This window comes from Bacillus cereus group sp. MG4, from assembly GCF_040460055.1.
Lineage (GTDB): Bacteria > Bacillota > Bacilli > Bacillales > Bacillaceae_G > Bacillus_A > Bacillus_A wiedmannii.
In genome coordinates this window covers 4,327,294-4,348,425 of record NZ_JARVGZ010000001.1, presented here as the reverse complement: position 1 = coordinate 4,348,425, position 21,132 = coordinate 4,327,294, and the positions used below count along the sequence as shown (strand labels likewise).

The following is a 21,132-nucleotide window of genomic DNA, read 5'->3' as shown; positions in this document are numbered from 1 at the left end:
CGTTTGCAGGTCAATACAGAAGGTTTTACCTTATTTCTTCTATTTAAAAACTTAAAGGCAGAAGAGATGACATTTCTCTTCTGCCTTTTATAAATCTATTAGCTATTTTTAGTCATAAATCTTAAACGCATTCCTAATAACACAAGAATTACACCTATAAATGGAAGGTAATTTGTATTATGCCCTGTAGCTGGAAGTTTTTGATCATTGGAACTGCCTTGCTCTTTTTCTGGTAAGTTAGGCTTTCCTACTTCTTCACCCGGCTTCTCTGTTTCTTCACCTGGTTTTTCTGTTTCTTCACCTGGCTTCTCTGTTTCTTCACCTGGTTTTTCTGTCTCTTCACCTGGCTTCTCTGTTTCTTCACCTGGTTTTTCTGTCTCTTCACCTGGTTTCTCTGTTTCTTCACCTGGTTTTTCTGTTTCTTCACCTGGTTTCTCTGTTTCTTCACCTGGTTTTTCTGTCTCTTCACCTGGTGTTCCTGTTTCTTCACCTGGTTTCTCTGTTTCTTCACCTGGTTTTTCTGTCTCTTCACCTGGTGTTCCTGTTTCTTCACCTGGCTTTTCTGTTTCTTCGCCTGGTTTTTCTGGACCTTTTTCTTGTTCTTTTTCATTTGTAATTTCAAGATTTTTAACTTCTACTTTTTCATTAGAAATCTTAAATTTAATTTCCTTATCAGATAATTTATATCCTTCTGGTGCATGAACTTCTTTTAAAATGTAATCTCCAGGTTCTAACTTCTTAGAAATTGCTTTACCATTCTTATTTGTTGTTAATGTGTCTATTTTTGTTCCATCTTTCCAAATTTCAAACACTGCGCCAGCTAATGTTTTACCTGTATCATTAGCATCTACTTTTGTAATTTCTAATTGACCTGTAATTTCTTCTTTCACTTTTTCATTCAATACTTCTCGTTTCGCTACTTCATTTGCTACAACGTTTACTTCTACTGTAACTTCTATCGCTTTGTAGCCTTCTGGCGCTCTCGTTTCTTCTAACGTATACTTACCTGGCTCTAAGTTTTCGAATTTCACAATGCCGTCTTTATTCGTTGTTTTCGCCTCTCCAACTACTTGACCAGTTTCATTCTTCAGCTTAAATTCTGCACCTTCTAGAACTTTTCCACTCTCTGCATCCTTTTTGATTACTTGTAAGCTTCCTAGTTCTTTTGCGTTTTCTACTTGTACTTGTACTACTTTGTTTGCTTCCACAACGACTTCAATTTCTTCTTTTAATAATGTATATCCTTGTGGTGCTTTCGTTTCTTTTAATGTGTATGTTCCTGGCTCTAATTTCTTAGAGGTTACTTTACCTGTTTTATCTGTTCGTAACGTCTCTACTTTTTTACCATCTTTGTACACTTCAAATTCTGCATCTGATAATACTTTCGCTTTATCTTCTGCATCCACTTTTACGATTTCAAATTGACCTGTAGCTTTTTCAACAATTTTTTTATTCAACACATCTACAGTCACTGTTTTATTAGCAGCTACATCAACATGAACTAAACTAGATGTTAGTTCGTAACCTTTTGGTGCTTCAACTTCTTTTAATGTATATGTTCCAACTGGAAGTTGTTTTGATAAAGCCTCACCTTTACCATCTGTAATAATTGTTTCGATAACGTTCCCATCTTTATCTATAACATCAAATTTTGCACCTGGTAAAAGTTGACCAGATTCACTATCTTTTTTCAATAATTTAAATTGACCATTCTCTACTTTTTTCGTATTCTTCATAACAAATTCAATTATGTTTGTATTATCAATTGTTACTTTTACTGGTGTATCAACTTTTATATATCCTTCTGGTGCACTAATTTCTTTTACAAAATAATCACCAAATGGTAAATCTTTAACTTCCGCAATACCCTTTTCGTTTGTTGTAACAGTAGCCACAACATTATTATCTTTGTCTATAACATCAAATTTTGCATCTTTTAAAACAATGTTTTCATCGTTTTCATCAACTTTTTTAATTTGTAAATTTCCTTTTTCAGCAGCCGGCTTTTTCCACTTTGGCCAGTTAAATTTAAAATTATGAACCTCAAATCCATCTCTTTGGTGTAACCCACCAACAAAGGCTTGTCCGTTAATAGAGCCACCTTTTGTCTCTACAACTGCATTAGGCGCAAATACACTTCCTACTACACCATATCCTTTAGTTGTTATCTTTGTAGCATTAGGGAACACCCAAATGACTTTACTAGCTAACTCGGTAAAAAAGGAATTAGGATCATATGCTTGAGATGTATTAACTAATGTGAACCCGCCCTTATCTGTTGTATCATACAAGATTGCACCGCCACCAAAACTCACTTCTTCTGCATCTGAATGAATAACAATAAAGTCTTTATTACTTACATTCGGAAGATAAACATCACTTACATTAAATGTTTTCTTTCCATTTTGGCCTGAAGAAACATAAATATTAGGGTTATTTACATCTTCACCGATTCCAAAAGTCATACCAGGTTTTGGTTTATCAGTATGTAATTGGCCCGCATCCTCAATTACACTATCAACGTCTTTTCTAAACTCTTTAAATTTAGCATCAATCTCCGCTTGCTCTTTATATGAGATACGGTCATATGATGATTTCATTGCACCTTCTGGATCACCATCTTTTGTCATCGCCACTGTTCCATCTTGAATAATTACTTGTCCTGTTCCCGCTTTCGTAAATTGACCACCTAGTAATAATGATGGATATCCTTCCTCTACCCATGTTGCTCCAGCTAAGTTATGTGCTCCTGTTGCAGCCGCTAAGACTGTATAACTTGATGCGTTCATATTTTTTTGAATAGCCATCGCACCCTCAATATCCGCACTCGTTGCACTATGATCTCCAAAAATGATTGCATTGTAATAAGATACATCACCTAAACCTTTTAACTCTGTTGTAGCTGCCTCTGCTTTATCTGGTAAATGGATTAAAAAATTCATACATACTAGTAACATAACTATAAAACTACTACTTAATTTTTTTATTTTTTGATTAAATGATTTCCTCAAAAAAATCATTCCCCCTTTTATGATTCCTAAATTTATGAAAAGAAGCTCATTTCATATGTACCAAGTCTTACTCACATTAACTTAAAATAATCCATTTAAATAAACCAAAGAAACTCTACAACGAATTAATAACATTACTACAATTCATTTTTGAAATAATACGTGAACTAAACTAACATGCGGAAATGTTTTTACTTATGGGAGCTCAATACAATTAATCTGAAGAATATTTCATGTGGTGTAAATTTTTGGCAACATCATCCACTTTACAACAGTTTTCTAAAGGATTCAAGTAAATTGTATAGATTTCAGACACAATTAACTCGAATAAAACGCTTTCAACCTTAGGATAAAACCAAAAGAAAAACGTAGCAAAAAGCTACGTTTTTCTTTTATCGTTTCGGTGTATTTTTATGATTTTTCAAAAACGGAAGCGGGAATTGCTTACGGAAATGTTCTTTAATCATATACTCTACACCGTTCTCGCTATTTGAACGTGTAATCCAGTCTGCTGCTTGTTTTAACTCTACAGGTGCGTTCCCCATCGCTACCCCGAGCCCTACATTTTCAATTACTTCTAGATCTTCTAAACTATCTCCAATCGCAACCATTTCGTTTAGCGAAATATTTAAATGCTCTCCAAGCAATTGTAATCCGCGTAATTTTGATACATTTTGCGGCAAGATTTCTATTCGTTTTGAATCACACTCAACATACTCTATATCTTGGAATGCTTTTCGTAATGTATTTAGCCCTCGTTCTTTTTCACCTTTACTTTGGAAAATCACATCAATTTTCGGAGCAGCTACTGGATGATCCCGAAGCGCATCACCTAACGAGTCTACAAACTGAACCGGATAAAATAACGGATCTGCGCTTGATAATACAGTACGCGCAATTAAGTTTGGTGTATTTCTCTCACGATTTCCGATTGAAAACCGTTCATGAGAAATGCGGACGTTACAATCGAAGTGCTCTAACACTTGCACAATGTTAAACGTCTTCTCTTCAGATAATCTTTTTTGAACGTACGGCTTATCTAACGTTGCTGAAACGAAAGCACCACCGTGTGTCACTAATATAGAATCTAATTTTAACGCCTTTGCTACTTTATGAGCAGACTGAAAATTACGGCTCGTAAATAATGTAACGTATACGTCTTTTCTTTTCACAAATTCAATTGTTTCTCTTAATCCTTTTGCAATTTTTCCGTTGTTGTATAGTAGTGTCCCATCTATGTTAAGAGCTAGTAAGCGATAAATCATGTCGCACTCCCCCTCTTCGCTGTTGTACTCTATCCATAATTTATGAAATAAATGTAGCAAATAGAACGAGTTAGAATTACTACTGAAAATTTGGTTTACTATATACATATACACTCAGTAAAGGAGATAGTACAATGCAGGCACCTCCTTCCTTTTATGAAGGCGATACGTTAGAAATAGCAAAGAAATTAATTGGGCAGAAGCTTGTTCATATTGTAGACGGAATAAAACGAAGCGGAATCATTGTAGAAGTAGAAGCATACAAAGGTCCCGATGATAAGGCCGCACATAGTTACGGCGGGAGACGAACAGATCGCACAGAAGTCATGTTTGGCGAACCAGGTCATGCTTACGTATATTTGATTTATGGTATGTATCATTGTTTTAACGTCATTACAGCGCCAGTTGGCACCCCACAAGGTGTTCTCATTCGAGCCCTTGAGCCAGTAGACGGGATTGAAGAAATAAAACTAGCGCGCTTCAACAAAACCGACATTACAAAAGCGCAGTATAAAAATTTAACGAACGGCCCTGGCAAACTATGCCGTGCCCTCGGAATTACTTTAGAAGAACGAGGTGTATCCTTACAAAGTGATACATTACATATTGAACTCGTTCCAGAAGAAGAACACATGTCATCACAATATAAAATAACAGCAGGACCTCGTATTAACATCGATTACGCAGAAGAAGCTGTGCATTATCCGTGGCGTTTTTATTATGAGGGGCATCCGTTTGTTTCAAGGAAATAAACGATATTAACGATTTTCCGAATATATCTATCGTAACTTACAATATATCAACGATTTTTCAAATATATCTATCATAACTCAAAATATATCAACGATTCGACAAGGAATATTAATAAAAGAAGACTGTTCCACAATGGAACAGTCTCTCCTTTTTACTCCGCGCCTTCCGCAGTCGCTATATTATCCTCTAAGTTTTCTCTCGATAATTCAGCTGCCATAAAATCAGCTGTTTCTGGAAGTGCTAAATGCATATGAGCTTTTTGACAAATTTGGATCGTACAGTTTTCTACAACATAATCGAAAACATGTCCGCCTCCGCTTCTTGCATCGTCAATGTAATGTAAGTGGAAACCAGCTACACCAATACCTTGCGCGTAATCTGGTGTCCAAAATCCAGCAAGCGTACCTTCTGTATGTTTAAATGAAAAGATTGGTTGTGATTTCGTCACTTCAACGAGCGGTGTATACGGTTTTTCTTGTCTTGGAACAGTTCTCGTTCTTACTTCACGGAATGTACCGTCCATTCGAATCGCGTAAAATAAGTTTTTACTTGGCATTAATTCATGTAATAATGCCTCAATTTCTTCACGATTCATCGAGCGCTCTACTGTATAACTCATTTCTTTTTCAAAAAACGTTACAGTCGCAAACGGTGTTGTTTCTTCCGGTTCTACTTTTTCTGCTGAACCGTCTGAACGTAAATGATAAAACTCATTATCGAATGCAATCATTTCACCATCTAATTGATCAAATGTACCTATGCCGAAATCACCACGTTCTTTCAATTCCTCAAAGCTAATTACACCATCATATATACCATCTAATAGCGCAAGCATTGTAGATGTTTGATATACTTCATTACTCATTTTCGTTCTTTTTGCATCAATATCAATTAATTGTGCAACAGTCATCTCAATCATGCCTCCATCAGTTTAATTGGTTTGGTAATAATTTTTCACTTAATTTAATGTTATCACGGTAATCAATTGGAACATCAATAATGACAGGACCATCTGCTGCTAGTGCTTCTTTTAATACACCTTCTAATTCATCAGGCGTGTTAACGCGAAGACCTTTTGCACCGAAGCTTTCTGCATATTTCACAAGATCGACATCGCCAAACTCTGTAGCTGATGTTCTACCGTATTTCATCATTTGTTGGAACGCAACCATATCATACGTACCGTCTCTCCATACAAGATGTACGATCGGTGCGTTTAAACGTACCGCTGTTTCTAATTCCATTGAAGAGAATAAGAAACCACCATCACCTGACACGGAAACAACTTTCTTGCCCGGTTCAACTAAAGTAGCAGCAATTGCCCAAGGAAGTGCAACACCTAACGTTTGCATACCGTTACTAAATAATAATCTACGTGGTTCATAAGAACGGAAACATCTTGCCATCCAAATAGAATGTGAACCGATGTCACATGTAACGGTTGTATCGTCACTAATTAAAGAACGAAGTGTACGAATCACTTGAAGCGGATGCGTAACACCTTCTGAAGCACGGTTTGGAACTTCTGCTTGTTCTGATAATTTCGCGCGTAATCGTTCTAACACTGCTTCTGATTTCGTACTTAATACAAGTTTCGGTAATTTTTCTGCAATGCTATTTACTGTTAAAGCGATATCGCCAATTAATTCACGCTCTGGTTGGTAATCATGGTCGATATCCGCTTGATGGTCATCAAGATGAATGATCGTTCTGTCTCCAAGTTTATTCCAGAATTTCGGATCATACTCAATTGGGTCATAACCGATTGAAATAACAAGATCTGCTTCTTCTAGTAAAATATCACCTGGTTGGTTACGGAATAATCCAACGCGGCCGAAGAAATGATCTTCTAACTCACGCGAAATTGCACCAGCTGCTTGATATGTTTCAACGACAGGAAGTTCTGTATCCGCAATTAATTCACGAACGGCTTTCGTCACTTCATTTGTGCTCGCTCTCATACCGAGTAAAATAACTGGTAATTTCGCCGATTTTATTTTTTCTACTACATATGTAATTTCATGTGTGGGAGCGATTCCAAGCTGTGGCTTAGAAAGCGCACCGATAGACTCTACAGTCGTTTCCGCAGTCATAACGTCTTGCGGAAGACTTACTAAAGTAGCTCCTGGATTAGTGGAAGTCGCACTTCGGAATGCATTTGATAGTGCTTCTGGCACATTATCAGGATGTTCTACTTCTACGCTATATTTTGTGATTGGTTCGAATAGTGCAGCATTATCCATAGATTGATGCGTACGTTTTAATCGATCCGTACGTGGAACTGCACCAGCTAAAGCAACAACGGGATCACTCTCCGCATTCGCAGTAACAAGACCTGTTGCTAAATTCGATGTCCCTGGTCCTGAAGTTACAAGACATACGCCCGGTTTCCCTGTTAATCTACCAATAGCAGCTGCCATAAATGCTGCGTTTTGTTCATGACGACAAACAATTAACTCTGGTCCTCTTTCTTGCAGTACATCAAATACAGAGTCAATCTTCGCTCCTGGAATACCGAAAACATGTGTAACACCTTGTTTAATTAAACAATCAACAACAAGATCTGCTCCTTTTGTTTTTGTCTTCACGTCGTTTGCTTTTACACCTGTACTCAAACTAATCATTCCTTTATTTCATAATGTGTGTAATAAAGATTTTTAATTTCACCTAGTTAATTAATGTGGTGAAGTATTATTTATCATTATATTACAAATGCATTATTTTTCCAACAATATGAATTTGACATTATTTTGACAACTGCTAAGGAATACGCTTACAACCCTTTGTTTATCCTAAAATAATATTTTTATATCTTCTCTAAAAATGTACAAAAAAACTTTCATCTCATCACAGTATTAATAAGATTATAGTACCTTGCAAAGAACACTACTAAATGATATATTTGTAAATATTGGAATGCCCAATAATTGGAACATACTTTTTAATTCGTATCCCCCTTTTCAAAAGATAGGATTCTCAGCTGTAATTCATCATTTTATAAAGGAAAGTGATTGTTATGAACAAAAGTGAATTTTTGGAACAACTTAGTTCTGCTCTGCGAAATATGCCTAATGTAGAAAAGAAAGATATTCTTTCAGAGTACGAAACTCATTTTATCAGTGGTAAACAAGATGGGAAATGTGAAGAAGAAATTTCTAGAAAACTAGGAAACCCTAAAACGATCGCTAAAGAACTTAATGTTTCCTATGCAATAAGCAATGCTGACAAGAAACGCAGCTTTAAAAATATGATAACTGCACTATTTTCTGTTATGAGCTTAAGTATTTTAAACTTTGCCTTTATCATTATCGCCTTTTTCGTACTACTCTTTTTATTACCTATTATTCTAGCACTGATCATTGCCACTCCATTATTAATAATTTCACCTATTTTATTAATAGGATTAGGATTTTTTAAAGGGTTTCAGCAAATTAGTTATTCCGATGTTTATAATGTGTTCATCGCTTTTTGCGTCGGTTTACTCATATCCGTCATATGTTACCAAATGGTAAAACATCTATACGCTACTTTAGTAAAGTATTTGAAATGGAATGTGGCTATTTTACAAAGACACTAATGAATGTAAAAGGAGATTAATATGAAAAAGTATATTTTATACCTACTCACGTTACTTACAATTTTATTTCTATCAGCTTGTTCAAACAGTGCACAACCTAAGGAAGAAGACGATGTACAATCTATTAAAGATGTTACGATTAAAATTCCGGAAACTATATTCACTTCCTCAAAAAAGAATGAAACGATTAACGAAGACGAAATGAAACAAAATATAAAAACGTATTTAAATTATAGCGGAGAGTTATACGAAAACATCGTTCCACTTTCGTCAGCTATATCTGACGAGAATGTCACGGAATCCAATCGGAAGAAATTAAAACAACTAGTAGATTTAGCACAACAAAACGATACGAACTTCCATAATTTTATTAGTAACAATACGATCCCTGATGATTACAAACAGCCTTCGAAGGAAATTCATGATTACATTTCAGCATCTACGGCACTTTCAGTAGAACTAGATCAAGAACTAGAAAAACTCGCTGAAGATGGTAACTTATTCAAAACTGATTTTTCTTTTACAAAGCGCTTTGAGAAAGTTAATGGTAGGAAGCAAAAAGAAATTGAAAAGTTTTTGAAGGAAAAGAAGATTGAGACTGAGTATTTCAAGAAGTAACAAATAAAAAAGACGCCCCTATACAGGGGCGTCTTCCACTATTACGCTTGTTGTTGCGCGTTATATAATTCTTCAAGTGGCTGCATGATAATTTTGTTAACGTCAGTGATAACGATGTTTAAACGTTGCTCAGTTTCCATTAACTTTGTGATTTTAGCATCTTGTTGAATGCGAGCTACAACTTCTTGTGCTTTTTGGTTATCTTCTTCAGTGATTTCTTGACCTTGCATCATTTTTTGTTGTAAGCCAAGTTGCATTGTACGGAACTCATCGAATAAGTTCTTTGAATTTGCATCACCTTGTACTGCTGCGTAGCTTGCTTTTAATGTTTGGAAATCTTCGTTTTCAGCGATTGCTTTTTGTAATTCATATGCAACATCATGAATGTTTTTTGTCATTTTATTTTTCCTCCTTTAGAAGGCTAGCGCTTTTCGCTCACACTGCCTTTTAAGTGCATTTACATACGCACCTCTTCTTACCATATCAAACTATGCAAGAGATGTGAAGAAATTTCACTTTTATTTCTATGTACTTATCTTTACTACATAAGGAACAACAGTAATAGCCCTTGCACGAGTCCAATCATTCCGCCTAATAAGGCACCTAAATACGTAATCATTTTTAGCTCATTTTTTGTAATGGACAGAACTAAATCTTCTAGTCTCTCTGTTGAAAATGTGGATACTTCTTGCTGGACAATTTCTGCAAGATGAAGATTGTTTAATATACTCGCTACGTTTTCTGTCCCCCACTTCAAGCCTTTCGTTACTGCACTTGGAACTACCTTTTCCATAATTATTTCTCGAACGGGCTCACATACTTGCTGCACAGATTGATTTAAAAATTTACTCACTGTTTCTTCAACTTTAACCGCTGACAATATGGAGCTTACAATCATTTCTTTTTCTACAAACGTTTCTACTTCTTTTACATCTCTTCCTTTTAACTTTTCCCACTCTTTTTGCAGTACGTCAGTTAAAAGTTGCTTTGTTCCATCTTGCCCTAAAAACTTAATGACTTCTGGTTGCACACGATCCACTACACTTACATTCCCTAAAAACATTCCGACTAAGTTAAGCAGCGTTCCCCTAGAAGCAAAGAAATCATCAATCATTTTTGAAAGACGTGCTTTTCCTTCTTCACTTTCAAAAAAATGAATTCCTCGCTCTAAAATAAATGCCGAGACATTTGGGATCGTATTCTCTATTTTTTCATGAACAGAATGAGGTAAAGCCTGTTCCCATGTATATGTATAGTACTCTGCTAAAAATGCCTCTATTTTTTCTGTAATCACATGTTCGATTTTCCCGGTCGCTTCTTTTTCTACATACGCTACATTCCATTTTTCTAACATATGTCGTAACGACTGTTCATTCGTAATTACTTTATCCACTTCTACTTGTGTCCATTGAATTAAACCTTTTTGAAACTCTTCATTTGTTAGCTTCTTTCCGATTCCTTCTGGTGTTAACAAATGCTCGACAACCATTTTTCCTAATTGAACAGCAAGCTCATCGCGGCGCTTCGGAATTAACCCTGGTGTAAATGGAACTTGAAACTTCCCAATATAAATAGGACGATGAGGACGAAATAACATTTTTATCGCTAAATGATTTGTGAATCCTCCAATAATCGCTCCGAGCCCTGTCGTCGTTAACATACTTAACCATATATTCATTACAATCAACCTTTCGCTTCTCCAAAACTATAGCATATCATCATACGGACAAAAGTATAATGGTATAAAAAAGTATTTGCAATATATAGCTATGCCTATTATGCCAACATTTTGTTAGTAAAGGAGTGATTTCGTTGGTTCTCGGTATTTTAACTTCTCACCCTCATTATGAGCAAATGTATTACACCGAAATCGCTAAACGCGCTCGGCTTTATCATAATGTCGTGGCCCAGTTTACGCCATTTGGTATTGATCCTAAAACAGACCTTTTCTCTGGTCTTATTTATGATACAGATACAGGAAAATGGAAAGAGCAAATATTCCCTATTCCTTCTTATATTTACGATCGTTCTTCTTTTAACGAGGAAACAGACTTCGACAAAGCAAAATCAATTATTCACTCATTACACAACCGTCCTACCACTACCTTTTTAAATAACACACTTATTGACTTAAGCGAACTTCATGATTTATTTCTCACGAATAAAAAATTATCTCCTTATATACCAAAATTTGAAATAGCAACGATACAAAACATTTTCAAACTGTTATTAAAAACAAAAGATATTATTATACGGCCTACTAACACACATTCCAATGAAAGTCTGTACCGGATCACTTATAAAAGCAAAACGTTTCATATCGATACGATAAATGATGACTATCATACTTCTACTCCAATCAAACGGACAGATGAATTTATATCTTGGTACAAATCTAACATACGATCAGCACGTTACATCACCCATACAATGCTGCAACCACCAAATCAATTAACATACCCACTCCATATTCGAACCATTTTGCAAAAAAATAAAGAACAGAAGTGGACTGCTATCGGCCAATTTATACAAAAAAGCTCATTTCCGAATCAACTTTTACTTTCGGCAACGGACGATTCCTCGCTGCATTCATTTTCAAAAGTTAAATACGTATTATCTAGTACCGGTGTACAATTATTACAAGACGCTTTACATGACATTATAAATGAAGTGTTTCAAACATTAGATGAATCTTATTCTTCGTTATTCGAGCTAGAGCTTTCCACCATTATGGATCAAAAAGGGGCAATTTGGCTTATGTATGTCAACACGATTCCCCCGTATGAACATTACATTCGTCATAGTGATGCACTTGCCAAAAAAATATATCACGGACCACTAAAGTTTAGTCGCTTCACACCATAATGAAAGGAGGTAACACCATTTTGAAAGAGCACATATATACATTAAATATTTCAGATGAGCATCCAAATAGTATTACTTTACCTTATATTTTTTCCATTACACCACCAATTGCATCTCTTTCCTTCGGCGTACGCCATGTTGCAAGTGAAGAGGTGAAAATTCATTATTCCTTTACTCGCGAAATCATTATTGGAAAACAAATTGCAGAGAAACTTTTACTTCCTCATTCCACTACCATTCATGCATTCACACAAAATGAAACCATTATTTTCGGACCATTAATCGGGATTTTTACAACTGGTTTTAACGATGACTCTTCTAATCCTTTAGGAAACCGTTCAACTTCTCTTGGCGAGTTACTAACGCCACCATTCACCTTGCGACCATTTGTATTCGTTTTTGGTGTGCAACATATAAACTGGGAAGACGAAACAATTGAAGGATATTTCTTTCAAGAGGAACAGTGGATAAAGAAAAAAGTCCCTTTACCGAATGTCATTTACGATCGATTACCAAATCGTAAAGCCGAAAATTATAAACCGATCGTAAGAGCAAAAAGAAAGTTAGAGCATGACTACTCCATTCCGTGGTTTAACCCAGGCTTTTTCAATAAATGGGAAGTGCATCAACTTCTTATGAAAGATGAATCCATTATGCCTTTATTACCAAACACAGAAACATTTCAACACTTCGAACAAGTAGAACGATTTCTCGGTACGTATAAATCTGTTTACATGAAACCGATTCACGGCAGCTTCGGTAGAAATATTCATCAACTATTTTATTCTCAAACAGAGAATTGCTACTACTGTCGTTATCGCGAAAATGAAGAAAATAAACTAAGAAAGTACCAATCGTTAGAAACACTTCTGAACCATGTGTTAAAAGGACATGATTTAAAAAAATTTATCGTACAACAAGGTATTTCCTTACTTCGCTTCGATGGGCAACCTGTTGATTTTCGCATTCATACAAATAAAAATCATTTTGGCCAATGGATGGTCAGTGCAATCGTTGCAAAAATTGCTGGCAAAGGTAGCTTAACAACGCATGTAAATAGCGGTGGCGATACAAAATTACTGCAAGAACTTTTTCCAGATTCAACGAAACAAGTTCAAATTGAAAATAAATTAAAACATACAGCCTTACAAATCAGTTACGCGCTCGATGAACAAGTAACCGGAAATATTGGAGAAATTGGTTTTGATATCGGTTTAGACACGCAGGAAAACCCGTGGCTCTTTGAAGCAAACTCTAAACCTGGGCGAACTGTATTCCAAGATGAAAAGTTAAAAGAACAAAGTGAACTGACGCGCCAATTATTTTACGAATATGCCATCTACTTAACTGAACATTCTTTGCGCGATGCAAAAGAAAAAATGTCTCAAATAAAATCCGGAACTCCATCAAACACCGAACATATCCCATCCCCTATGATTCACTCACAAATACAAAAACAAAAACTTCCACCTCATTCATAAGGTGGAAGTTTTCTATTTACACAAGTTTCACTACAACCTCTGTTTCCACATTACACATCCCGCAATAAAAAATATGATTGCAGTACTCTTGTGAATTACTATGTGTTAAACCATCTACTGCACTTAATAATTCTTGATCCATATACGCACTATAATCGTCTATGTAATCTACAGTTTTTCCATAATCTTGGAGTATACCTTGGCAATTTTGACAAGAATATGTTTGTAATTCTAATGCGTTGCAAAGCGGGCAAATTCCCATCACGATTCCTCCATACGTTATCATTTACAAGCAGATTGAAGAGAGCATCTAGCCGTGCATAGGAGCGTCCTGTCCCCCCTACTTAAAATAGAACTATAAAGTTGCTGCCGATTTAATTTTAGTAAGTCATAAATAAGAAGTTAATGATTTGCCCCACAATAGCGGGATACAAAAAGAAAAACATATTTCATATCGCTCTTAGTTTAGCCTTCTTTCTAAAAAATACAACGATTACTCTTATTTCATAATTTACGAAATCACTAAGATTTTTTTACAAAATTTACAAATTATTATTTCGTATATCTTTCTAGGTAACATCCATACTATGAGTACAAACTTAATTACCGATGGATTAGCGCCAAACGGGGCGATAATCTGGTTCAAATCCAGCTAGTCCAACCAAAAAAAATTTTTATAACTCTAAGGAGGATATATTCCTATGGCAAACCAAAATTCTTCAAATCAATTAGTAGTACCAGGAGCAACAGCTGCAATCGACCAAATGAAGTACGAAATCGCTCAAGAATTTGGTGTACAATTAGGAGCAGATTCTACGGCTCGTGCTAACGGTTCTGTTGGTGGAGAAATTACAAAACGTCTAGTTGCAATGGCTGAGCAAAGCCTTGGCGGATTCCAAAAATAAATATATATGGCAAAAAGGTCTCAAGGCATATGCCTTGAGACCTTCCTTCATTTATTGCAACATTTGTAAAAACTTCTTCGTACGTTCTTCTTTTGGATTTGTAAATACATCTTCTGGTGTACCTTGTTCGACAACGACACCGCCATCCATAAAAATAACACGGTTCGCAATTTGATGTGCAAAGCGCATTTCGTGCGTTACAATAACCATCGTCATGCCTTCTTTAGCAAGTTCTTTCATTACTTTCAGAACTTCTTGAACGAGTTCAGGATCAAGTGCTGACGTCGGTTCATCAAATAGTAATACTTCCGGCTCCATCGCAAGCGCGCGAGCAATTCCAACGCGCTGTTGTTGTCCGCCTGATAATTGGAACGGATATAAGTCTACTTTATCCGCAAGTCCAACTTTTTCAAGGAAATAGTTTGCTTTTTTCTTCGCTTCTTCTTTCCCCATCTTTTTCACTGTAACGAGCCCTTCCATTACATTTTGAAGTGCTGTTAAATGAGGGAATAGATTATGTTGCTGGAATACCATACCTGTTTGCGTACGAAGATTGACAATATCTTTCTTCGATACTTTTTGAGAGAAGTCGAGCTCTTTATTACCGATGCGAATATTACCAGCGTTCGGCGTTTCTAACACGTTGAGACAACGCAGGAATGTCGTTTTACCAGATCCCGATGGCCCGATAATAACAACAACCTCCCCCTTCTCAACTGATAAATCTATATGTTTTAGTACGGTATTATCTCCGAAACTTTTTTGTAAATGTTGAATTGAAATCATAAAAACAAAAACTCCTTTTATGAAAGGGTTATTTTAGAGTGTAACGTTCTGAACGTTTTTCTAATATTTGTTGCACAATAGATAATAAGAAGCAAATTGCCCAATAAATTAGACCTGCTTCGAAATAAACAATTAAAAACTCATAGTTCATTGCCGCAATTTCCTGCGCTTTTCGGAACATTTCTGTTACTAAAATTAACGATGCTAATGAAGTATCCTTCACTAAACTAATAAATGTATTCGAAAGCGGCGGAATAGATACACGCGTTGCTTGCGGTAAAATAACACGTTTTAACGCTTGCGGGTATGTCATCCCAATTGTGTAAGCTGCTTCCCACTGCCCTTTCGGAATGGAAAGGATAGAAGCACGAATAATTTCAGATGCATACGCACCAACATTTAACGAAAATCCAATAACTGCTGCTGTATATGGCTCAACTTCAATATTAAGAGTTGGAAGACCATAGAAAATAATAAATAACTGTACAAGAAGTGGCGTTCCGCGAATGATAGATACATAGATACGAGCAATCCATTGTAAAATACGACTACCTGAAATACGTGCAAGCGCCGTTAACGTCGCAAGTATAATCCCGATAATAAATGTAATAAGCGTTAATGGAATTGTCGTAAACACAGCTTCCTTCAGCATAGGCATGAAGGAAGACTGCATAATATCTATCCAAGTAGACAATCGATCTGAAACCAACGCACTACTTAGATACATTTTCACCGAACCATTTTTTCGCTATTTTATCGTACGTACCATCTTTTTTCATATCTTCTAACGCTTTATTTACTTCTTGTACTACCTTGTCGCTACCTTTACGGAATAAGAATCCACTTTGTGACGCTTCTTTTTCTGTATCTACAATTTTAATTTTTGCATCTTTTTTCGTTTCTAAGTAGTTTAATACTGATAATTTATCATTAATTGTGAAATCAACGCGTCCAGTATTTAATAATTCTGCTGCTTGGCTAAATCCTTCTACATTCGTGATTTCCGCACCATTTTTCTTAGCAATATCTGCATAGTTACTTGTTAAAGATTGTGCTGCTTTTAATCCTTTTACATCAGCAAATGTAGCAGGTTTATCTTTATCCTTCGCAATAACTAATACCGCTGAAGATGAAACATATGGGCTAGAGAAGTCATATTTCTTTTGACGATCTTCACGAATACCAACTTCATTCGCAACCATGTCGAAACGTTTTGCATCTAGACCAGCAAGTAAGCTATCCCATTGTGTTTCTTTAAATACAGGTTTTACTCCTAAACGTTTTGCAACTTCTTCTGCTAATTCAACGTCAAATCCAGTTAATTTATTACTTGAATCGTGGAATGTGAACGGTGGATATGTACCTTCTGTTCCAATTACAAGTTCACCACTTTGTTTTATCTTTTGTAACGCATCTTGATTAGCTGTATCTTTTTTCTCTTCTTTACCGCAGCCCGCTACAATCCCGATTGCTAATGTAGTTACTGCAAGTACTGAAAATAATTTTTTCATAATGGTAATCCTCCAAGTATTCTGATAGGAATTTAAAAACTATATTGATTGTATGCAATCTTGAACAATTTTTCAATGAAAATGTTCTTATTTAGTTTATCCTTTTTCTTCATAATCAAACAAAAGGGGAAAATAACGCTACATACAAAAAATAAGTAACATTTTTTAATATAGCATTTATAAAGAAAAAGGTAAAACAATACTTCTTATTTAACTTTCGCGATTCACTAAAAAAGAACTTGTGAAAATCACAAGTTCTCCTCCATACATATTAAGCGCTCTGATTACCTTCCATTTGCGTTTTGTACATATCGTAATAACGCCCGCGCTTTTTCATTAGTTCATCATGAGAGCCTTTTTCTAAAATTGTTCCTCTATCAAGTACAATAATTTGATCTGCGCTTTTAATTGTTGAAAGACGGTGAGCGATAATAAATGTCGTTCTACCTTTTTTCACAACTTCTAGCGCTTGTTGAATCATCGCCTCTGTTTCTGTATCAATACTAGACGTTGCTTCATCTAAAATTAAAATGGCTGGGTCAAAAGCGAGTGCCCTAGCAAACGAAATAAGCTGACGTTCTCCGGTTGAAAGTGTGCTTCCTTTCTCCGTAATTTCTTCATCTATATTGTTCGCAAACCGTTCAGCACCAACATCACGCAATGCTTTTACAATGCGCTCTTTTGAAATTTTTTCGTTCTCTAAGCTTACATTAGAAGCGACCGTCCCGCTAAATAAAAACGGATCTTGCAGTACGATTCCCATATGTTCACGTGTTGCTTGTTTCGGCATCGCTTTTACATCGTGACCATCAATCGTAAGCTTCCCTTTTTCAAACTCATAAAACTGGAAGAGTACATTCATAATGGAACTTTTTCCTGATCCAGTATGACCGACAAGTGCCACTGTCTCTCCTTGTTTCGCTTCAAAAGAAATATTTTTTAGTACTTCATCTTTTCCATTATAAGAAAACGACACATTATCAAACTTTACATTTCCTTGTAAGCGAGGCATACGTTCCTCTTCTACTGCTTCCCCTTTTTCCTCTAACAATTCAAAAACACGTTCTGATGCAACACGCGATTGTTCTAAGTTAGCAAGTTGATTTACCATATTTGTAATTGGTGAGAACAATCGTGTTAAATAATCAACGAATGCATACAATATCCCTAGAGAAATGACGCCTGAAGCACTTAATGAAGCACCACCGAAGTACCAAATCACACCTGTAAAAGCGATATTTCTCAATACAGACACTAAATTATGCGAAGTTGCTGCATTTAAATTCAAAATTTTATTTTGATATTTAAAATAATCACCATTTAATTCTTCAAACTCTTTCTTCGTTTCACGCTCTTGACGAAACGCTTGAATAATTGGCATACCTTGAATAGATTCATTCACTGTCCCATTAATATCAGATAAACGTGAACGCATTTTATGATTGTATACAGACGCATACTTTCTATAAAGAATTGCCCAAACAATTAAAATCGGGATGATAAGTAAACATAACGTCGCCAATTTTACATCGAGTAAAAATAGCGCAGCGAATATCCCGATAATATAAATGATACTAGAAACGAATGTCGCCAGTACCGTTACGTATAAATCACGAATGGCTTCCGTATCATTCGTTACACGCGATACAATTTTCCCTGCTGGTAAATGATCGAAATAACGAATCGGCAACGTTTGAATATGAGAAAAGACATCTTCCCTCATAATTTGAATAATTTTGTTCGCTGCTTTCTGTAAGAAAAATTGCTTTCCATATGCAAATAATGAGACAACTACTAATAAAGCGAAATAACCACCACCAAGTAATAATAGGGGGTTTATTTCTGGTTTATAAAACGCAAACACTTCTTCTTTCGTTAATGCTTTCGCTTTATACACTTGCACTGCCTTACCATTTTGGACGGTAATCATATCATCTTTTACAGTACGTGATCCTTCAGCATTCACTTTATTCGGTACAAAATAATATTGAAAACCGACTTGCATCACGCGTACTTCTTTTCCTTTTTTCTCACCTTCCTGGAAGCGATCACTTCGCTTATAAAAGGCGCCATTATACGAAACAGCCTCTTCACTCTTTTCTGTTTCATACCACGGTTTCTCTATCCCGACGATATGATCGTCAATCATCGTTTTCGCGACGAAAGGACCAGCAAGCTCTGCGATGACGAAAATAAATAACATTAGCATCGCTGCAAAAATTGTCCCTTTTACTTTCATCGCATATTGGAACAATCGTTTTGATACACTCATATTTTCACCCCACTATCCGCACTTTCATTTTCCCCTTGTTGTCTTTCAAACTGCTCCGCATACCAGCCTCCGCTTTGAATAAGCTGTTCATGCGTCCCCTCTTCCATTACTTCACCTTCATCCATAACGAGAATCCAATCCGCATGTTGTACGGCAGATAAACGGTGCGTCGTAATAATCGTCGTTTTTCCGCTTCTTTCTGTTCTTATATTTTCAATGATTGCTGCTTCCGTACGAGCATCAACAGCTGATAACGAATCGTCTAAAATTAAAATTTCTGGATTTTGAATGACAGCTCGCGCAATCGAAATCCTTTGCTTTTGTCCTCCTGATAAAGAAACACCTTTCTCTCCAACGAGCGTTTCTAACCCCTCTGGTAAAAACTCTAAATCCTTTTTAAACGCCGCGATTTCAATCGCTTTCTCAAGTTCTTCTTCCGTCGCTTCTCGGTTTCCGAATAAAATATTTTCCCTCGCTGTTTTTGAGAACAAAATATGTTCCTGAGGTACATACCCAATCCATCCGAGTACATTTTCATTCGTTATGTTATCTAACGTCACATCAGAGACTGCAATATCCCCATCTCCAAGCGGATATTGACGAAGAAGCTGACGTACGAGCGTCGTTTTTCCGCTTCCTGTTTTTCCAACAACCCCAAGCGTTTCCCCTTGTTTTAATGTAAACGAAACCTTTTTCAAATTTTCTCCAGTCGATGAAGGATATGAAAAGGAAACATCCTCAAACTGAATATAATCTGGCTCTTGTACAAGCTTTGGATTTTTCGGGTCCTTGACATCTGGTTCATACGCTAACGTTTCATTCACACGGTCTAACGAAGCGTTTCCTCTTTGCATAACATTAATTAATTCGCCAATTGCAAACATCGGCCAAATCATCATCCCTAAATACACGTTAAATGAAACAAGTTCCCCAAGTGTTACCTTTGATTGAAATACAAGATATGCGCCGTACACTAAACCAATTAAATAACTAAGACCGACAAGCATTTTCACAGTCGGCTGGAATAATGCATCAATTCTCGCTACTTTCATATTTTTTTCGTAGACGTCATCTCCTAAATGATGAAACCTTTCCTCATCTGCATTCTCTTGTACGTATGCACGAATAACGCGCACGCCAGCAATCGATTCAAGTACTTTATCATTCATATCTCCGAACGCATCTTGCGCAACTGTAAATCTTTCATGCAATTTCTTTCCATATATGTTCATCGCATACGCCATAATCGGAAGCGGTATAAGCGCCGCAAATGTAAGCTCCCAACTGATTGTAAATCCCATCATAAAGACAATCGTAAGCATATATAAACTCGAATCCACGAGCGTTAATATACCGAAACCAGCTGTCATAGCAATTGCTTTTAGATCATTTGTCGCTCTCGCCATTAAATCACCAGTACGATTTTTATGATAAAACGTCGGTGTCATCTTAAGTAAATGCCCCATAAATTTAGAGCGCATCGTCCTCTCCAGTACGAATGCACCACCAAACAGCTGATGTTGCCAAACGAAAGTAAGACCATATCCAATTACCGTAACCCCTATTAAAATGAGAATAAATTGCATAATCGCTGCATTCGTTAACGTTCCTGTTTTTATATTATCAATCGTAACCCCTAACACCTTCGGGGGAATAACTTCAACTATATTCACAATTAAAAGAGCTCCAATGGCGATACTATATCTCTTCCAATGCTCTTTAAAAAACCATTTTAACTTAAGTAATACTGATAACAATGTAACCTCTCCCTTCTCGTTCTCGTTTCACTCCCAATTCTTTACCCACTATCCAGATCCATCACATTTACATTTCGTAACCCATACAATCTCATCACATTTTTCCACCTTCCAAATTTTTATATAGTAACGTGGAAAATAAACAAAAAAAAGCATACCGCCGCTTGACGATATGCACAAAAATGCATAAAAGCGTACGTTACGATATACGCAACGTACGCTTTTTATAAGACAAAGGTGCCCTATATATCCGCACGGGTTGCGTAATGATATGAATGTTTTCTGCCATTTGACAGAGCTAAGCCCATTACATTTACGATTACAATCATTA

The 21,132-nt window shown here is 36.2% G+C and carries 18 protein-coding genes; 6 read left to right on the top strand and 12 right to left on the bottom strand.

Annotated elements, in window-relative coordinates; genetic code table 11:
* Window positions 1-98 precede the first annotated feature (98 nt).
* Together QCI41_RS22755 and QCI41_RS22750 are read right to left on the bottom strand one after the other, a co-directional pair.
* A complete protein-coding gene (locus tag QCI41_RS22755; protein WP_353836610.1) occupies window positions 99-3,011 on the bottom strand; it encodes a SpaA isopeptide-forming pilin-related protein in 2,913 nt (970 codons plus the stop codon).
* A 392-nt stretch (window positions 3,012-3,403) separates the two neighbouring features.
* Window positions 3,404-4,276, bottom strand: a complete 873-nt coding sequence (locus tag QCI41_RS22750) for a Cof-type HAD-IIB family hydrolase (protein ID WP_000640410.1) — start codon at window positions 4,274-4,276, stop codon at window positions 3,404-3,406.
* A gap of 134 nt (window positions 4,277-4,410) precedes the next feature.
* Here QCI41_RS22750 and QCI41_RS22745 point away from each other — a divergent pair, with 134 nt between their 5' ends.
* The gene (locus QCI41_RS22745; protein WP_353836611.1) at window positions 4,411-5,028 is read left to right on the top strand and encodes a DNA-3-methyladenine glycosylase; all 618 of its coding nucleotides are present in this window, start codon (window positions 4,411-4,413) and stop codon (window positions 5,026-5,028) included.
* Window positions 5,029-5,180: 152 nt separating this feature from the next.
* On the opposite strand, the gene alsD is transcribed toward QCI41_RS22745, so the two are convergent.
* Window positions 5,181-5,939: an alpha-acetolactate decarboxylase gene (gene alsD / locus QCI41_RS22740; protein ID WP_046956672.1), complete on the bottom strand. Its 759-nt coding sequence runs from the start codon at window positions 5,937-5,939 to the stop codon at window positions 5,181-5,183.
* 16 nt (window positions 5,940-5,955) lie between these two features.
* Entirely contained in the window at window positions 5,956-7,644 is a 1,689-nt protein-coding gene (alsS, locus tag QCI41_RS22735; RefSeq protein ID WP_240588729.1) for an acetolactate synthase AlsS, read from the bottom strand.
* A 401-nt stretch (window positions 7,645-8,045) separates the two neighbouring features.
* On the opposite strand from alsS, the gene QCI41_RS22730 reads away from it, so the two are divergent.
* Together QCI41_RS22730 and QCI41_RS22725 are read left to right on the top strand one after the other, a co-directional pair.
* A complete protein-coding gene (locus QCI41_RS22730; protein WP_353836612.1) occupies window positions 8,046-8,606 on the top strand; it encodes an HAAS signaling domain-containing protein in 561 nt (186 codons plus the stop codon).
* Between the two features lie 21 nt (window positions 8,607-8,627).
* Window positions 8,628-9,224, top strand: coding sequence for an NDxxF motif lipoprotein (locus QCI41_RS22725; RefSeq protein ID WP_353836613.1), 597 nt, complete (start codon window positions 8,628-8,630; stop codon window positions 9,222-9,224).
* Window positions 9,225-9,265: 41 nt separating this feature from the next.
* Here the strand turns inward: QCI41_RS22725 and QCI41_RS22720 are convergent, their stop codons facing one another.
* Together QCI41_RS22720 and QCI41_RS22715 are read right to left on the bottom strand one after the other, a co-directional pair.
* Window positions 9,266-9,622, bottom strand: coding sequence for a YlbF/YmcA family competence regulator (locus QCI41_RS22720; protein WP_048545636.1), 357 nt, complete (start codon window positions 9,620-9,622; stop codon window positions 9,266-9,268).
* 143 nt (window positions 9,623-9,765) lie between these two features.
* Complete coding sequence (locus QCI41_RS22715) at window positions 9,766-10,902, bottom strand: DUF445 domain-containing protein (RefSeq protein WP_353836614.1); 1,137 nt, start codon at window positions 10,900-10,902, stop codon at window positions 9,766-9,768.
* Window positions 10,903-11,036: 134 nt separating this feature from the next.
* Here QCI41_RS22715 and QCI41_RS22710 point away from each other — a divergent pair, with 134 nt between their 5' ends.
* Together QCI41_RS22710 and QCI41_RS22705 are read left to right on the top strand one after the other, a co-directional pair.
* A complete protein-coding gene (locus tag QCI41_RS22710; RefSeq protein WP_353836615.1) occupies window positions 11,037-12,089 on the top strand; it encodes a YheC/YheD family protein in 1,053 nt (350 codons plus the stop codon).
* Between the two features lie 20 nt (window positions 12,090-12,109).
* Window positions 12,110-13,570, top strand: a complete 1,461-nt coding sequence (locus QCI41_RS22705; RefSeq protein ID WP_353836616.1) for a YheC/YheD family endospore coat-associated protein — start codon at window positions 12,110-12,112, stop codon at window positions 13,568-13,570.
* A gap of 16 nt (window positions 13,571-13,586) precedes the next feature.
* On the opposite strand, the gene QCI41_RS22700 is transcribed toward QCI41_RS22705, so the two are convergent.
* Window positions 13,587-13,832: a hypothetical protein gene (locus tag QCI41_RS22700; RefSeq protein ID WP_353836617.1), complete on the bottom strand. Its 246-nt coding sequence runs from the start codon at window positions 13,830-13,832 to the stop codon at window positions 13,587-13,589.
* Window positions 13,833-14,271: 439 nt separating this feature from the next.
* On the opposite strand from QCI41_RS22700, the gene sasP reads away from it, so the two are divergent.
* Window positions 14,272-14,475, top strand: coding sequence for a small acid-soluble spore protein, SasP family (gene sasP / locus QCI41_RS22695; RefSeq protein WP_000013339.1), 204 nt, complete (start codon window positions 14,272-14,274; stop codon window positions 14,473-14,475).
* Between the two features lie 51 nt (window positions 14,476-14,526).
* Here sasP and QCI41_RS22690 read toward each other — a convergent pair whose 3' ends face one another.
* The 5 genes from QCI41_RS22690 to QCI41_RS22670 form a co-directional block, all read right to left on the bottom strand.
* Window positions 14,527-15,261 carry an amino acid ABC transporter ATP-binding protein gene (locus QCI41_RS22690; protein WP_353836618.1) on the bottom strand — a complete coding sequence of 245 codons (735 nt, stop codon included), beginning with the start codon at window positions 15,259-15,261 and terminating at the stop codon, window positions 14,527-14,529.
* A gap of 28 nt (window positions 15,262-15,289) precedes the next feature.
* Entirely contained in the window at window positions 15,290-15,988 is a 699-nt protein-coding gene (locus QCI41_RS22685) for an amino acid ABC transporter permease (protein ID WP_033657688.1), read from the bottom strand.
* Window positions 15,975-16,772, bottom strand: coding sequence for an amino acid ABC transporter substrate-binding protein (locus tag QCI41_RS22680; RefSeq protein ID WP_046957228.1), 798 nt, complete (start codon window positions 16,770-16,772; stop codon window positions 15,975-15,977). Before QCI41_RS22680 ends, QCI41_RS22685 begins: the two co-directional genes overlap by 14 nt.
* A 271-nt stretch (window positions 16,773-17,043) precedes the next feature.
* Window positions 17,044-19,044 (bottom strand): ABC transporter ATP-binding protein, encoded by a 2,001-nt coding sequence (locus tag QCI41_RS22675; RefSeq protein ID WP_353836619.1) that lies wholly within the window; start codon window positions 19,042-19,044, stop codon window positions 17,044-17,046.
* Window positions 19,041-20,801 carry an ABC transporter ATP-binding protein gene (locus tag QCI41_RS22670; RefSeq protein WP_353836620.1) on the bottom strand — a complete coding sequence of 587 codons (1,761 nt, stop codon included), beginning with the start codon at window positions 20,799-20,801 and terminating at the stop codon, window positions 19,041-19,043. Before QCI41_RS22670 ends, QCI41_RS22675 begins: the two co-directional genes overlap by 4 nt.
* Window positions 20,802-21,132: the final 331 nt, after the last annotated feature.

Coding starts and splice junctions, on each gene's coding strand:
- QCI41_RS22680 (WP_046957228.1), bottom strand. CDS start 16,772: ATGAAAAAATTATTTTCAGTACTTGCAGTAACTACATTAGCAATCGGG.
- QCI41_RS22750 (WP_000640410.1), bottom strand. CDS start 4,276: ATGATTTATCGCTTACTAGCTCTTAACATAGATGGGACACTACTATAC.
- QCI41_RS22700 (WP_353836617.1), bottom strand. CDS start 13,832: ATGGGAATTTGCCCGCTTTGCAACGCATTAGAATTACAAACATATTCT.
- QCI41_RS22745 (WP_353836611.1), top strand. CDS start 4,411: ATGCAGGCACCTCCTTCCTTTTATGAAGGCGATACGTTAGAAATAGCA.
- QCI41_RS22715 (WP_353836614.1), bottom strand. CDS start 10,902: ATGAATATATGGTTAAGTATGTTAACGACGACAGGGCTCGGAGCGATT.
- QCI41_RS22730 (WP_353836612.1), top strand. CDS start 8,046: ATGAACAAAAGTGAATTTTTGGAACAACTTAGTTCTGCTCTGCGAAAT.
- QCI41_RS22685 (WP_033657688.1), bottom strand. CDS start 15,988: ATGTATCTAAGTAGTGCGTTGGTTTCAGATCGATTGTCTACTTGGATA.
- alsD (WP_046956672.1), bottom strand. CDS start 5,939: ATGACTGTTGCACAATTAATTGATATTGATGCAAAAAGAACGAAAATG.
- QCI41_RS22675 (WP_353836619.1), bottom strand. CDS start 19,044: ATGAGTGTATCAAAACGATTGTTCCAATATGCGATGAAAGTAAAAGGG.
- QCI41_RS22720 (WP_048545636.1), bottom strand. CDS start 9,622: ATGACAAAAAACATTCATGATGTTGCATATGAATTACAAAAAGCAATC.
- sasP (WP_000013339.1), top strand. CDS start 14,272: ATGGCAAACCAAAATTCTTCAAATCAATTAGTAGTACCAGGAGCAACA.
- QCI41_RS22725 (WP_353836613.1), top strand. CDS start 8,628: ATGAAAAAGTATATTTTATACCTACTCACGTTACTTACAATTTTATTT.
- QCI41_RS22690 (WP_353836618.1), bottom strand. CDS start 15,261: ATGATTTCAATTCAACATTTACAAAAAAGTTTCGGAGATAATACCGTA.